General features: G+C 30.2%; 13 protein-coding genes and 1 pseudogene. 11 read left to right on the plus strand and 3 right to left on the minus strand.

The window, feature by feature from the left end; translation table 11 throughout:
* Nucleotides 1-122: 122 nt before the first annotated feature.
* Both pncA and L988_RS12440 read left to right on the plus strand, forming a co-directional pair.
* Nucleotides 123-740 (plus strand): bifunctional nicotinamidase/pyrazinamidase, encoded by a 618-nt coding sequence (pncA, locus tag L988_RS12435; protein ID WP_047384727.1) that lies wholly within the window; start codon nt 123-125, stop codon nt 738-740.
* A gap of 116 nt (nt 741-856) precedes the next feature.
* Entirely contained in the window at nt 857-1,969 is a 1,113-nt protein-coding gene (locus tag L988_RS12440; protein WP_047384728.1) for an alanine racemase, read from the plus strand.
* On the opposite strand, the gene L988_RS12445 is transcribed toward L988_RS12440, so the two are convergent.
* From L988_RS12445 to lgt, 3 genes are all read right to left on the minus strand, one after another.
* Complete coding sequence (locus L988_RS12445) at nt 1,966-3,579, minus strand: CTP synthase (RefSeq protein ID WP_047384729.1); 1,614 nt, start codon at nt 3,577-3,579, stop codon at nt 1,966-1,968. The two genes, L988_RS12440 and L988_RS12445, sit on opposite strands and share 4 nt — an antisense overlap.
* Nucleotides 3,580-3,724: 145 nt before the next feature.
* The gene (locus tag L988_RS12450; protein ID WP_052191850.1) at nt 3,725-4,135 is read right to left on the minus strand and encodes an META domain-containing protein; all 411 of its coding nucleotides are present in this window, start codon (nt 4,133-4,135) and stop codon (nt 3,725-3,727) included.
* Complete coding sequence (lgt, locus tag L988_RS12455) at nt 4,132-5,007, minus strand: prolipoprotein diacylglyceryl transferase (RefSeq protein ID WP_047384731.1); 876 nt, start codon at nt 5,005-5,007, stop codon at nt 4,132-4,134. The genes L988_RS12450 and lgt overlap by 4 nt, the downstream gene beginning before the upstream one ends.
* Before the next feature lie 276 nt (nt 5,008-5,283).
* On the opposite strand from lgt, the gene L988_RS12460 reads away from it, so the two are divergent.
* From L988_RS12460 to L988_RS12495, 9 genes and pseudogenes are all read left to right on the plus strand, one after another.
* Complete coding sequence (locus tag L988_RS12460; protein WP_047384733.1) at nt 5,284-6,495, plus strand: FprA family A-type flavoprotein; 1,212 nt, start codon at nt 5,284-5,286, stop codon at nt 6,493-6,495.
* A gap of 67 nt (nt 6,496-6,562) precedes the next feature.
* The gene (locus L988_RS12465; RefSeq protein WP_047384734.1) at nt 6,563-6,796 is read left to right on the plus strand and encodes a YhdT family protein; all 234 of its coding nucleotides are present in this window, start codon (nt 6,563-6,565) and stop codon (nt 6,794-6,796) included.
* 11 nt (nt 6,797-6,807) lie between these two features.
* Nucleotides 6,808-8,256 (plus strand): sodium/pantothenate symporter, encoded by a 1,449-nt coding sequence (panF, locus tag L988_RS12470; protein WP_047384735.1) that lies wholly within the window; start codon nt 6,808-6,810, stop codon nt 8,254-8,256.
* Between the two features lie 122 nt (nt 8,257-8,378).
* A complete protein-coding gene (locus tag L988_RS12475) occupies nt 8,379-9,341 on the plus strand; it encodes an aromatic acid exporter family protein (protein WP_047384736.1) in 963 nt (320 codons plus the stop codon).
* Nucleotides 9,342-9,362: 21 nt separating this feature from the next.
* Entirely contained in the window at nt 9,363-10,343 is a 981-nt protein-coding gene (moaA, locus tag L988_RS12480) for a GTP 3',8-cyclase MoaA (protein WP_047384738.1), read from the plus strand.
* A gap of 1 nt (nt 10,344) precedes the next feature.
* Nucleotides 10,345-10,752: pseudogene (locus tag L988_RS14130) on the plus strand (MOSC domain-containing protein); the annotation flags it as partial.
* Nucleotides 10,753-10,764: 12 nt separating this feature from the next.
* The gene (locus tag L988_RS14135) at nt 10,765-11,385 is read left to right on the plus strand and encodes a copper homeostasis protein CutC (protein ID WP_047384750.1); all 621 of its coding nucleotides are present in this window, start codon (nt 10,765-10,767) and stop codon (nt 11,383-11,385) included.
* Between the two features lie 137 nt (nt 11,386-11,522).
* The gene (locus L988_RS12490; protein ID WP_047384740.1) at nt 11,523-13,220 is read left to right on the plus strand and encodes a flavocytochrome c; all 1,698 of its coding nucleotides are present in this window, start codon (nt 11,523-11,525) and stop codon (nt 13,218-13,220) included.
* Nucleotides 13,221-13,454: 234 nt separating this feature from the next.
* On the plus strand, nt 13,455-14,510 hold the full coding sequence (locus L988_RS12495; protein ID WP_081990346.1) for an AbgT family transporter: 1,056 nt from the start codon (nt 13,455-13,457) through the stop codon (nt 14,508-14,510).
* The last annotated feature ends 15 nt before the right edge of the window (nt 14,511-14,525 follow it).

The following is a 14,525-nucleotide window of genomic DNA, read 5'->3' on the forward strand; positions in this document are numbered from 1 at the left end:
TTTGTTTCATATCTCTATATACAATCATAACAAATAGAATTCCTTTTTCCAAGTTGTTTTTAATTTACATTTCATTTTTTTACTGTTATACTATTCAAAATAAATTTATAGTGGAGGAACTAATGAAAGCACTTATTGTTGTTGATATTCAAAATGATTTTTGTGAAGGTGGTAGTCTTGAAGTTAAAAATTCAAATGAAATTATTCCTGTAACAAATAAACTTATTGATTATTTTTATAGAAATAATTTTCTAGTTATTGGAACAAAAGATTGGCATCCAAGTAATCACAAAAGCTTTGCTATAAACTCTGGTGGTAATATTGGAGAAATTGGAATTTTAAATAATCTTCCTCAAATTTGGTGGCCTCAGCATTGTGTTCAAAATAGTTTTGGTTCTGAATTTCATTCTGACCTTATAGAAATAAAAAATATTATTTATAAAGGAACTGATCCTGAAATTGATTCTTACAGTGGATTTTTCGACAATGGAAAATTAAAAAAAACTGACCTCTTTCATCTTCTAAAAACACACAATGTAACCGAACTATTTATATTGGGATTAGCTACAGATTATTGTGTTAAATATACTGTTTTAGATGCCCTTGATCTAAAATTTAAGGTTAATGTTATTGAAGATGCTTGTAGAGGAGTTAATTTATCTTCTGACGATTCAAAACTTGCATTTGATGAGATGAAACAAAAAGGAGCTCATATAATTAAAAGTGAAGATCTTATATGATCTTCTTTATTTTATCATTTTAATAAATTTTAAATTTATTAAAATGATAAAATAAAGTTTGACTTTAATAAATATTTGTTGTATATTTCTATTAGAAATTTAATTGGAGGTTCAAAATGAAAAAAATATCATCTTTAACTACACCTAGTTTTCTAGTTAATCTAGATACTTTAGAAAAAAATATAGCCAAATATCAAACTTTAGCAGATAAAAATTGTGTTGAATTATTTCCTATGCTAAAAACACATAAAAGTAGTGAAATCACTAAAATGCAAATTGAAGCTGGAGCTAAGGGAGTTCTTGTGGGAACACTAGATGAAGCTGAGGCAGTTGTAAAAAAAAGTGGCGTTAAAAAAGTTATGCTAGCTTATCCTGTGATAGGAGATAGCAACTTAGAAAGAGTCATCGAACTAAATAAATGTTGTGAATTATTTGTTGCTTTTGACAATGAAATTCCTGCTGCTGAGTTAGCAAAAAAATTAAATAATACTAAAATCAACTATCAAATTATAATAAATAGTGGTTTAAATAGATTTGGAGTTACTCCTGAAAATGCAGTTTCTCTTCTTAATTCATTAAATAAATATCCGAATCTTGTTTTTAAAGGTATTTCAACTCATACTGGACAAGTTTACGGTTTTTCGAAAGAACACGTTAAAGAGATTACAGAAAAAGAGATTACAACTATGACTTTAGCAAAAAATCTTTTAATTGAAGCTGGAGCTAATGTAGAATTTGTAGCTACTGGAACTACTCCAACTTTTGAAAAAGCTATCGAATCAGATGAGATAACTGTTTCTAGACCTGGAAACTATGTTTTCTTTGATGCTATTCAAGTAGCTCTAGGGGCCGCTAAAGAGGAGGAGTGTTCTTTAACTGTTCTTGCTACAGTTATTTCTAATCCCTCTGAAGATTTGTATATTTTAGATTGTGGTAGTAAATGTCTAGGACTTGATCAAGGTGCTCATGGAAACTCTCTTACAAAAGGATTTGGAATCATTAAAAATCATCCTGAATTAACGATTATTGGATTATCTGAAGAAGTGGCGAAAGTAAAAAAAGAGGGCCCTTCGGCCCTAAAAATTGGTGATAAAATAGAAATCATTCCTAATCACTCTTGTTCTGCTGCTAATATGACAAACTACTTAATCGGTCATAAAAATGGTTCTATTGAAAAAATCATCGAAGTTGATATAAGAGGAAACTCTAGAAAATTAACTCTAGATTAATCTTTTAAAGATTTTTCAAGCTTATACACAGCTTCTACAAACCCTAAAAATAGTGGGTGCGGTTTCCCAGGTCTACTTTTAAACTCTGGATGGAACTGCCCTGCTATAAAGAATGGGTGTAAATCTTTTGACAGTTCTACTATCTCTGCTAATGTTCCATCTGGTGATGACCCAGATATCTTTAATCCTTTTTCTTGAATGATCTCTTTAAATTCATTATTAAATTCAAATCTATGTCTATGTCTCTCATAAATAAGCTCCTCTTTATAAAGCTCATATGCTAAACTATTCTTCTCTATTTTACACGGATATACTCCTAATCTCATTGTTCCTCCAAGATTTTTTATATCTTTTTGATCCGGTAAAATATCTATAACTGGATGTTTACTAGTTTTATCAAACTCTGTTGAATTTGCATCTTTCATTCCTAATACATTTCTCGAAAACTCTATAACTGCAGTTTGCATTCCTAAACATATTCCTAAAAACGGAATCTTATTTTCTCTAGCAAAGTTTATAGCGTCAATTTTACCTTGAACTCCTCTATCTCCAAATCCACCAGGTATTAAAATTCCATTAAATTCTCTTAACGATTCTGCATCTAAATCCTCAGCTTGAACATAATTAATATCTGCTTTTAATCCTAAATTATAAGCTGCATGTTCTATCGATTCATTTATACTTATATATGCATCTTTCAATTCAATATACTTACCTACAACGGCTAATTTCACCTTATCTTTTGGATGCTTTATACTTTTTACAATCTCTTTCCAATTTCCAAGATCTGGTTCTCTATTTTCAATTCCTAATTTTTTACAAGCTACATCTGCTAGTCCGTTCTCCTCCATTATTAGAGGAACTTCATAAATTGTCTTAGCATCTGGAGCTTCTATTACTGCCTCTGGATCTATATCACAAAACATCGATAACTTTCTCTTTAAATCAGAGTTTATTGGATGCTCTGTTCTACAAACTAAAATATCTGGCCTTATTCCTAAACTCATCAGCTCTTTCACAGAATGTTGAGAAGGTTTTGTTTTTAACTCTCCAGCAGCTTTTAAATATGGAACTAAAGTCACATGAATATATAAAACATTTTCTCTTCCAACATCATATTTAAATTGTCTAATTGCTTCTAAAAATGGTGTTGATTCTATATCCCCTACTGTTCCACCTATCTCTGTTATAACAATATCTGATCCACTCTCTTTTCCAACTAACTCTATCTTAGATTTTATTTCATTAGTTATATGAGGAATTACTTGAACAGTTTTACCTAAATATTCACCTTTTCTCTCTTTATTTATAACAGATTGGTAAATTCTTCCTGTTGTTATATTATTATATCTTGTTAGATTTTCATCTAAAAATCTTTCATAGTGCCCTAAGTCTAAATCTGTTTCAGCTCCATCTACAGTTACAAATACTTCCCCATGCTCATATGGATTCATTGTTCCTGGATCTACATTTATATATGGATCAAACTTTTGAATAGTTACACTATATCCTCTTTCCTTCAATAATCTTCCTAAAGATGCTGCAGTTATTCCCTTTCCTAAAGATGAAACAACCCCACCAGTTACAAATACATACTTAGTTCTTTTCATTAAATATCCTCCATTCAAATTATAAAATCGAAAAAAAAAAGGCGAAAAAAAAAATTTCGCCTTAACTAAATCCAATCTTTTATAGGAAAAAAATTATTTTTTCTCCTTGGATATATTTATTTTATTTTGATATTTGATTATATTATTATTTTAATTTTTTGTCAACCATTTTATTTTCTTTAAATTTTAAACTAGTTCCATCTTTCAGGTTTAATGTTAAAATATCATTTTCTACAGTAAATGATTGTACTAAATCTAATTTTTCTAAGTACTCACTTTCCATTTTCATAACTTTATCTGAACCTGCCATCAATGTTGCTCCAAGTTTTTCAAACTTTATTCTATTCCCTTTTTTCTCATATCTTCCAAAATAGTTATTCAATCCTGAGAAGCCGTAGAAGTTATGTTCATCAAAACCTATTAAAACATTAGGAATAGAATTCTCTTGAATAAGTATATATTCTCTTCCTACTAATCTTTTATTTTTAGTTGTTAAACTTGAACATCCTCCAAATAAAACTGTAAACATCAATAGTATTCCTAAAATTTTTTTCATTTTTTATCACTCCTTGACTTTTTATTAATAACTATTATAATTACTGCCGCAATCATCAACATCACAAAACTCACTATATGTGGTGCTCTAACTCCTAGCAACATTAAATCTTCAGCTCTAAAAAAGCTTACTACTATTCTATTTATACTATAAATTATTATATATGTCCACCAGATTGTTCCCGTTGCATAATTTTTATTTCTCATATAAAAATATAAAAATATAAATCCTGCAAAATTTAATCCTGCTTCATACAGCATTGCGGGATGTAATGGCAAATTCGGAAATTCAGAACCTGCTGGTGAGCTTGTTGGAAATACCAGTCCCCAGGGAACTAACTCCTTGTATCCTGCTTTATCTGATAAACTTAGAGTATTATAGTAACTATACCATTCATTAAAACTAGGTTTTAGTTTAAAAATTATATTTAGCGGAGTAAACGTTGGAACTCCATGAACTTCTCCATTTGCTAAATTTCCAAACCGTCCTATACCTTGTCCCAATAAAAGCAATGGTGCTACCATATCACCTAATAAAAAGGCATTTAGCTTCTTTCTATGTGCGTATATCAGTGTTCCTATAAATCCACCTAAGATTCCTCCATGAATAGCCATTCCACCCTTCCAAACAGCTAAAATATCCATAGGATAATCTAAATAGTAAGAGAAGTTAAATAAAACATAATATAATCTTCCACCTAAAAGTCCTGAAATCATAGCAACAAAAGCATAATCTTCTACTAATGCCTTAGATAAACCTTTTTTTTCAGCCTCTTTTTTTAAAAGCTCTATTCCTACAAAAAAAGCTATTGCATAACACAATCCATAGTAGCTCAATTTGAAACTTCCTATCTGTAAAAATATTGGATTCATTTAGTCCTCCTTGATAATAAATATTTATAATAAATTATAAATACATATCACTTCTAACTTTTACTTGATTATATCACCACTTCTTATTTTCGTAAAACTTTTTTTACTTTTTCTAAATTTTTAATATCTTTCTATGTACTTTTTATATTTTTTTTGTATAGTTTTTGTTAACCTATATTTAATTATTGTTTATTTTTACAAATATAGTTGAATTTTTAGCAGTTTTAGATTAGAATATAATCACTTAATATAGACTAAAATATCAAGGAGGAAAATATGCATTATCATGCGCCTATTACAGAAAAAGTTTTCTGGATTGGAACTAACGATAGAAAAACTGAAAGATTTGAAAATTATTTGCCATTACCGCAAGGTGTTGCTTATAACTCATATCTAATAAACGACGAGAAAACTTGTATTATAGATACAGTTGATTTCTCTACTGCTGGATTATTTATCGAAAAAATAAATGGAATTTTAAAAGGAAAATCACTTGATTACATTATTGTTAATCACATGGAACCTGATCACTCTGGATCTCTTGGTGAAGTTATGGCATACTTCCCAGAAGCAAAAGTTATCGGTAACGTAATCACTTTAAAAATGATTAAAGCTTTTATACCTGATTTTGATGAAACAAAATTCATATGCATAAAAGAAGGAGATACACTGAGCTTAGGACATCATACTTTAACATTCGCTATGGTACCTATGGTTCACTGGCCTGAATCAATGGTTACATATGATATCACAGATAAAATTTTATTCTCAAATGATGCCTTTGGAAGTTTCGGAACTTTAGATGGTGGAATCTTTGACGATGAAATCAACTTCTCTTTCTATGAGGATGAAATGAGAAGATACTATGCTAACATCGTTGGTAAATACGGTCCTCAAGTTTTAAATGCAATCAAAAAATTGGGTGGACTTGAAATAAAATATATATGTCCTTCTCATGGTATTCTATGGAGAAAAGATATCTCTGTAGTTATAAACCACTTTGCTAACTGGGCTAGCTTTACTCCTGAAGAAGAGGGAGTTGTTATTGTTTATGGAACACTTTATGGTACAACAGCTAAAATGGCAAACGTTATTGCAAGAGAACTTTCTTGGAACGGAATCAAAAATATAAAAATCTATGATGCTTCAAAAACTGATCACTCTTACATTATTAGCGATATTTGGAAGTACAAAGGGCTTATTATTGGATCTGCAGCACATAACAATGATGTTTATCCTGTTTTACAAGGACTTTTACATAAATTAAAAAACTACGGTTTAAAAAATAGATATCTTGGAATTTTTGGAAATATGTTATGGAGCGGTGGTGGAGTAAGAGGTATCCAATCTTTTGCTGACGCTCTTCCAGGACTAGAAATTATTGCTGAATCTGTAGAAGCTAAAGGAGAGCCTACTCCAGAGGATCAAAAAAGATTAGAAAATATTGCAAAAGCTATGGCTGAAAAGTTAAAAAGCGAAAGACAATAGTTATCTAAGAGAGCATTATGTGCTCTCTTTTTTTATATTATTTATTTTTTATAGGGAGGTTTTTATAATGAGAAAAAATATTAGTCAAATCAACAAAGAAGCTCTTATTACTGTTCTTCTTTATGTCTTTTATTTTTGCTGGTGGTATTATTTTGCTTATATTTACAAAGCAGAAAATAACAAATTTATTTTAGGATTACCTAGTTGGTTTTTCTATTCATGTGTTTTAGGATTGGTTGTAATTAACATTCTAGTTTTTATAGCCGTAAAGTGCTTTTTCAAAGACGTTGATTTAGATTAGGAGGGTTTTTAATGCTTATACTTTTACCGATTATTTTGTATCTTTGTTTAATGTTGGGGGTTGCTTGGAAAGTTAATAAAATAAAAAATAGTGGTAGTGTTGATTTTATGGAAGAATATTTCATCGGAAGTAGAAATATGGGTGGTTTTGTCTTAGCAATGACAATCATAGCTACTTATATCGGAGCTAGTTCGTTTATCGGTGGACCTGGAGTTGCCTACAAAATGGGATTAGGATGGGTTCTTTTAGCTTGTATCCAAACTCCTACAGCTTTTCTTACTTTAGGTATTTTAGGAAAGCGTCTAGCTATAATCTCAAGAAAAATTGGTGGTCTAACTATTACTGATTTATTAAGAGCTAGATACAAAAATGATATCGTCGTTATTTTAGGTTCAGTTATTATGCTTATATTTTTCATAGGAACAATTGTAGCTAACTTTGTTGGAGGAGCAAGATTGTTTGAAAGTGTTACTGGTCTACCATATATGGTCGGATTAATTATATTCTCTGTGGTTATAATCACATACACTACTATTGGTGGTTTTAGAGCTGTTGCTTTAACCGATGCCATACAAGGCGGGGTTATGCTTATTGCTTCAGCTATATTGTTCTTTACTATGCTTAAAGTTGGGGGTGGGATGGAAAATATTATGAGAACTATCGAACAAACTAATCCAGCTCTTTTAACTCCTGATGCTGGTGGGGCAATTGCTAAGCCGTTCATCCTATCTTTCTGGATGCTTGTTGGAGTAGCTATTCTTGGTCTCCCTGCTACATCAGTTAGATGTATGGGATTTAAAGATAGTAAATCTATGCATAATGCTATGATTATTGGAACATCTGTTGTTGGAATTCTTATGTTGATTATGCATCTTATAGGAGTTATGGGAGCCGCTATTCTTCCTGGAGTACAAATTGGAGATAAAATTATTCCAACTTTGGCTATTTCTAATTTACATCCTATCTTAGCCGGTGTATTTATAGGTGGACCTCTTGCTGCTATTATGTCAACTGTTGATTCATTCTTAATTCTTTCATCAGCTACTATTGTAAAAGATTTATATATTAACTACATCAATCCAAATCCTAGTGATATTAAAGTGAAAAAACTTTCACTGTTCACATCACTATTTGTTGGAATTATTGTTTTCCTATTAGCACTTGATCCACCTGAGTTACTTGTTTGGATAAATCTATTTGCTCTTGCTGGCCAAGAAGCCGCCTTCTTCTGTCCTATTATTATGGGATTATATTGGAAAAGAGCCAATGCGATTGGTGCTATTTCATCTATGATATTCGGAGTTGCTTCATTTATATACTTCTCTGTTTTCAAAATATCTTTCTCTGGCTTACATCAAATTGTTCCTGTTATTTTTATGAGCTTAATTATTTTTATAATAGGTTCTTATTTGGGAGAAAAACCAGATGATGAAACAATAGATATATTCTTCAATATTTAATATTTATTTTTTAAAATACCTCATCAATTTGCTTGAGGTATTTTTTTTATGGATTTTACTTTGATATTTTTCATTTTTTTATATATAATTTATATATGAACAACAAACTGCGGGAGGATTTAATGTTTAAATATTTTGATCATAAAGTTTTAAAAACAGCTTTGGCTTCTTTCTTATCCTATTATCTTGCTGATTATTTCGGAATAAAATATGGATTGACTGCAAGTATAATTGCTATTATTTCTATTCAAGCAACTAAAAATGATAGTATCAAAATCACTATCGAAAGATTTTTAGCAGTAATATTAGGAATGTCTCTATTTATTTTACTTTCATCTTTTTTAGGATATCAGTATATCACACTGGGGGTATTCATTCTCCTTTTCATGCCTCTTTGTATGAAATTTAGAATAGTTCAAGGTTTTCTAGTGACTACTGTTTTAGCCACTCATATTTTAAGTGAAAAATCGATTTCGATTGATTTTTTATTAAATGAATTTTATGTATTAATACTTGGTTTATCTGTTGGAAATTTACTTAACCTTTATATGCCTACAAATTCTAAAGCTATCGACTCTATAAAATTAAAAGTTGATAATATTATTAAAACAATTTTAATTGATATTGCAGAAAGCTTAAGATGTAGTTGTGTTTCTGTTAATGAAGATAAAAATTTCCGTACTTTAAAAGCTACAATAGAAGAGGGAAGAAAATTTTCTTTATTGGATTATGACAACTCTCTTTTTGATAAATGTAATGAAAATCTAAATTTTTTCTCTATGAGAAGAAGACAGTACAGAATACTAACAAGAATGAGAACGTGCTTTAAAAGATTATATATCACTCATGAATACAGTCTTATTATTGCAGAGTTTGTTTCAAAGGTTGCTGAGAATATTGAGATTGATAAAAACACAACTCCTCTTATCAAAGAACATAAAGAGTTGAAAGAACTTTTTTCAAATTTTCCACTACCAAAAACTAGAGCTGAATTTGAAAATAGAGCTACTTTATTCCAACTTTTACAAGAAATGGAAGAGTTTCTAAATGCTAAAATTGAGTTCAAAAAATCTTACGAAAATTAATATTTTAAGGAGTAGAGAGCCATGTTAGATAGAAGTAACAGACGAATCAATTATTTAAGACTTTCTATTACAGATAACTGTAATTTAAGATGTCAATACTGCCTTCCTGAAAACCCTAATAGTTTTTCAAAGTCTTCAACTCTGCTTAGTAGTGATGACATTCAAAAAATTGTTGAGGCATTTTCTTTAATTGGAATTAAAAAAATTAGAATCACAGGTGGAGAACCTTTAGTCAGAAAAGATTTTCCTGAAATTTTAAAAAAAATTAATAAAATCCAAGGAATAGAAAAAATAGCTATCACTACAAACGGATTCAACCTTTTAGAAAATCTAAACGAGTTTGAAGAGAACGGACTCAATAGAATCAATATAAGTCTAGATAGTTTGAATAAAAAAAAATATAGTGAAATAACTCGTGGAGGAGATTTCGATAAAGTTTTTGAAACCATAAAAAAAATTTCCGAAATGAATTTTGAAAGAGTTCGATTGAATGTTGTTATTATGAAGGGAATTAATGACGATGAAATTTTAGATTTTGTCAATTTAACTAGAAATTTAAATATTGGAGTTAGATTTATTGAACTAATGCCTATAGGTGAAGGTAAAAAATTCACCTCTATGAAGAACTCTGAAATTATATCATTTATAAAACAGACCTATGAACTTCTAGTAAACTCAAACGAATCTACAGATGGACCTGCAACATACTATAAAATTCCTAATTTTTTAGGAGAAATTGGCTTTATAAGTCCTCTATCAAATAGATTCTGTGATAAATGCAATCGTATCAGAGTCACATCTAGTGGATTTTTAAAACTTTGTTTACATTATAACGAGGGCATTGATTTGCTTCAATACCTTAGAAAAAATATATCTATCAAAGAATTGGCCGAAATTATAGAAGCAGCTATTTATAGTAAAAAACCTAAGGAACATAAAATGAATTCTCTAGAAACTGTTGAAAATATTGAAACAAAAGGGATGAACGAAATAGGAGGATAAAATGGGAAAGCTTATTGCTATTTGTATTAGCGAAAACAAGGGAACTGAAAAAAAAGTCGTTGAGAAAGGAGTTCTAATTGAAAATTTTGGACTAGAAAAAGATGCTCATGCTGGAAATTGGCATAGACAAATTAGTTTATTAGAAATCGAAAAAATTGAAGATTTTAATAAAAAAGGGGGAAATGTTGATTTTGGAGCTTTTGGAGAAAATTTAATTATTCAAGATATTGATTTAAAAAATCTAGCCGTTGGATCTATTTTAAAAATTGGAGAATCTTTATTAGAAATAACTCAAAAAGGTAAACAATGTCATCATCACTGTAAAATCTATTATAGAGTTGGTGATTGTATTATGCCTCGTGAAGGTGTCTTTGCAAAAGTAATAAAAGGAGGAGAAATTTCTCCTAATGATAAAATAGAGATTTTAAAGTCTCCTGTTATTTTAGAGGCTTGTGTAGGATCTTATTCAGAAGCTGTCATTGCAATAAAGAATGGTGCTAATAGAATCGAACTTTGTGAAAATCTTTATGAAGGTGGAACAACTCCATCTTATGGAACCATTAAAAAAATTAGAGAGTTAGCAATTCCTAGCTTTGTTATGATTAGACCTAGAGGTGGTAATTTTGTGTATTCTTGTGATGAAATTGAAATCATGAAAGAAGATATCAAAATATGCAAAGAACTTGGAGTTCTTGGAGTAGTTTTTGGAGTTCTTACCGAGGATAATAAAATCGATTACAAACTTTTAGAAGAACTTGTGACTTTAGCGAAACCTATGAGTGTAACTTTTCATAAAGCTATCGATGAAATAGAAAATCCTGAAAATGAAATTCTAAATTTAGCTAAATTAGGGGTTGATAGAATTTTAACATCTGGTAAAAAAGCGACAGCACATGAAGGTGCTTTGCTTTTGAATTCACTTATTAAAATCGCTGAAGACAAAATTAAAATTATCGTTTGCGGTGGTGTTACAAAAGATAATTTTAATTATATAAATAACTTAATACCAAATACTGAATACCATGGAAAAAAAATAGTTTAAACAAAAAAAAATGACGAAATATGTACTTTTCGTCATTTTTTATTATATATAACTTGATTTTTAATCACTTATACTTTACAATATAACTACTGTATATTAGTATTATTACACAAATGAATAATTAGGAGGGGTGTTTTATGAAATTTTTTAACAAAAAATATATTAGTCTTTTAACTTCTTTATTTCTAACAACAACATTAACTTACGGAAAAGAATTTATTTCTACAGCAAAAGGTTATAATGGAGATATTAAAGTCAAAGTAAATATTATTGACAATGAAATTAAAAATATTGAAGTTTTAGAGGAGAAAGAAAGTAGCTTTACAAAAGATGGAATGAACTCAATTATTGCAGATATTATTGAAACTCAATCTATCAAAGTAGATAATGTAGCAGGAGCTACTTCTACTAGTGTTGGTTTAAAAAGAGCCATTGACAGAGCTGTCAAAGAATCGGGAGCAAAGCTTACTAGTAGAGAAAAGAAAGTTATTACATATAATGATGTTACAACTGATGTTGTAGTAATTGGTGGTGGAGGTGCTGGTCTTACTGCTGCTATCGCTGCTAAAGATAATGGAGCAGAAGTTATTTTAGTAGAAAAAGCCGCTATTTTAGGTGGAAATACTAATTATGCAACTGGAGGACTTAATGCTGCTGAGACTTCTATCCAAAAAAATAAAGGTATCAAAGATTCTGTTAATATCTTTATAGAAGATACTATGAAAGGTGGAAAAAATACTAACAATAAAAATTTAGTTACAAAAATGGCTAACTCTTCTGCTGAAATTGTAGATTGGCTAATTTCTAAAGGTGCTGATTTAACAGATCTTGGTAGAATGGGTGGACAGAGTGTTGATAGAACTCATAGACCAACTGGAGGCGCACCTGTAGGACCTGATATGATTGCTGCACTTTCTAAAACTGCTAAAAATTCTGGTGTAGATATCAGACTTTCAACTTTTGCAGAATCTCTGGTATATGACGGTGAAGCTATTAGAGGAATTATCGTTAAAGCTCCAAATGGAGAAAAGTATACTATTAATTCAAAATCTGTTGTAATTGCTACTGGAGGTTTTGGTGCAAACTCTGATATGATTGTTGAATATGTTCAATCTCTAGAAGGATTTGGAACAACAAATCATAAGGGAGCTACTGGTGACGGTATTACTATGGCTAAAGAATTAAATGTTGACTTTGTTGATATGGATCAAATTCAAACTCACCCAACTGTTATTCCTACTAACAGTGTTATGATAACAGAAGCTGTTAGAGGTAATGGTGCTATTCTTGTCAATAGAGATGGTAAAAGATTTGTTAATGAATTAGATACTAGAGATGTTGTTTCTAAAGCTGAACTTGATCAAAAGGGTGGAAGTGCTTTCCTTATGTTTGATGAAACTGTTAAAAATAGTTTAAAAGCTATTGATAGTTATGATAAAAAAGGTTACTTAGTTAAAGGAGATTCTCTGAAAGAACTTGCTGAAAAGTTGGATATTTCAGCCAAAGAATTAGAGAAAACATTCACTAAATATAACGAAAGTGTAAAAAAAGCAAACGATTCTGAATTCAATAGACAAAGTTTACCAACTGTATTAAATCAAGGTCCTTTCTATAGTGTTGAGGTGGCTCCTGCTGTTCATCATACTATGGGTGGAATCAAAATAAATGATAAAGCTGAAGTTCTATCTAATAACGAGCCAATTCCTGGACTTTTTGCTGCAGGTGAAGTTACTGGTGGAGTACACGGAAGCAATAGATTAGGTGGAAATGCTGTGGTTGACATTACTGTTTTTGGTAAGATTGCAGGTGAAAACGCTAGCCTTTTTTCTAAATAATTGTTTTATTTATAAACTTATAGTTTTTAAAACGCATCTATTTTTTAAAATAAATGCGTTTTTTTAATTTTTTTTGAAAAAATTGTATTGATTTATAATACAATCTATGTTAAAATCAGTTGAGCCTATACCACATCAATAGACTCAATATATTTCATAAATGGAAATTGTGAAAAAAATTTTTCAATTTATACAATTATTCCATTATGACACTTTATTATTAGGGAGGAAAAAATGTCTACAAATTCTACAAAAAAAATGAGCTTTTTTGAAAAATTCCTAAACTTTGTTGAAGTTACAGGAAACAAGTTACCTCATCCAGTTGCGATGTTCTTCGGTTTCTTTGTGGTAACAATTATCTTTTCTATGATTCTTTCGTCAATGGGGGTTTCTGTTAACTATAAAGAAATCTCAAGAGCAACAGGTCAAGTTATTGAAAAAACGACTTATGTTCAAAACCTTCTAACTAGAAGCGGTATTAGAGCAATTTTTGGTACAACAGTTACTAACTTTACAGGTCATGCTGCACTTGGTTCAATCGTTGTTGCTATGCTTGGAGTTGGATTAGCCGAAGGAACAGGTTTACTAAACTCTATTATTAAAAAGATTGTTATTTCGACTCCTAGACAACTAGTTTCTGCTATTGTTGTTTTTGCTGGAGTTATGTCAAATATTGCATCAGATGCAGGATACGTTGTTCTTATTCCACTTGGTGCTGTTATCTTCTTATCATTCGGAAGACATCCACTTGCTGGAATAGCCGCTGCATTTGCCGGAGTTTCTGGTGGATTCTCAGCTAATCTTTTGATAGGAACTACTGATCCACTACTTGGAGGAATTACTACTACGGCTGCGCAGATCGTTTTACCAGGATATTCAGTTACTCCTACAGCTAACTTCTTCTTCATGTTTGCTTCTACATTCTTAATTACATTTGTTGGAGCATGGATTACTGATAAAATTGTTGAACCTAGATTAGGTGAATACAAAGGACCAAAAGATGATGTTAATTTAAATGATCAAATTACTCCTGAAGAGAAAAAAGGGTTAAGAGCTGCTGGTTTTGCTACAATTGCTTTTATAGCTTTAATACTTGCAATGGTACTACCTGAAAATGCAGTATTCAGATTAACTTCAGAAGAGGTTACAAAGTTTATAGCTGCTAACAACAGAGAACCTGGTACAATGGAAATTTTAAAACCATTCTTCAGTGATTCTATCGTATATATCTTAATGCTTGCATTCTGTAACTACTCAGCTGGTAGATTACAAAAAATAAAAAATAGCTAAATAATAGGAGATTTC

The sequence above is a fragment of the Cetobacterium sp. ZWU0022 genome (assembly GCF_000800875.1).
In the GTDB taxonomy this organism is placed as follows: domain Bacteria; phylum Fusobacteriota; class Fusobacteriia; order Fusobacteriales; family Fusobacteriaceae; genus Cetobacterium_A.

What these genes read in the sequence shown, in the direction of transcription:
- pncA (WP_047384727.1), top strand. Translation starts at nt 123, where the DNA reads ATGAAAGCACTTATTGTTGTTGATATTCAAAATGATTTTTGTGAAGGT.
- L988_RS12440 (WP_047384728.1), top strand. Translation starts at nt 857, where the DNA reads ATGAAAAAAATATCATCTTTAACTACACCTAGTTTTCTAGTTAATCTA.
- L988_RS12445 (WP_047384729.1), bottom strand. Translation starts at nt 3,579, where the DNA reads ATGAAAAGAACTAAGTATGTATTTGTAACTGGTGGGGTTGTTTCATCT.
- L988_RS12450 (WP_052191850.1), bottom strand. Translation starts at nt 4,135, where the DNA reads ATGAAAAAAATTTTAGGAATACTATTGATGTTTACAGTTTTATTTGGA.
- lgt (WP_047384731.1), bottom strand. Translation starts at nt 5,007, where the DNA reads ATGAATCCAATATTTTTACAGATAGGAAGTTTCAAATTGAGCTACTAT.
- L988_RS12460 (WP_047384733.1), top strand. Translation starts at nt 5,284, where the DNA reads ATGCATTATCATGCGCCTATTACAGAAAAAGTTTTCTGGATTGGAACT.
- L988_RS12465 (WP_047384734.1), top strand. Translation starts at nt 6,563, where the DNA reads ATGAGAAAAAATATTAGTCAAATCAACAAAGAAGCTCTTATTACTGTT.
- panF (WP_047384735.1), top strand. Translation starts at nt 6,808, where the DNA reads ATGCTTATACTTTTACCGATTATTTTGTATCTTTGTTTAATGTTGGGG.
- L988_RS12475 (WP_047384736.1), top strand. Translation starts at nt 8,379, where the DNA reads ATGTTTAAATATTTTGATCATAAAGTTTTAAAAACAGCTTTGGCTTCT.
- moaA (WP_047384738.1), top strand. Translation starts at nt 9,363, where the DNA reads ATGTTAGATAGAAGTAACAGACGAATCAATTATTTAAGACTTTCTATT.
- L988_RS12490 (WP_047384740.1), top strand. Translation starts at nt 11,523, where the DNA reads ATGAAATTTTTTAACAAAAAATATATTAGTCTTTTAACTTCTTTATTT.
- L988_RS12495 (WP_081990346.1), top strand. Translation starts at nt 13,455, where the DNA reads ATGTCTACAAATTCTACAAAAAAAATGAGCTTTTTTGAAAAATTCCTA.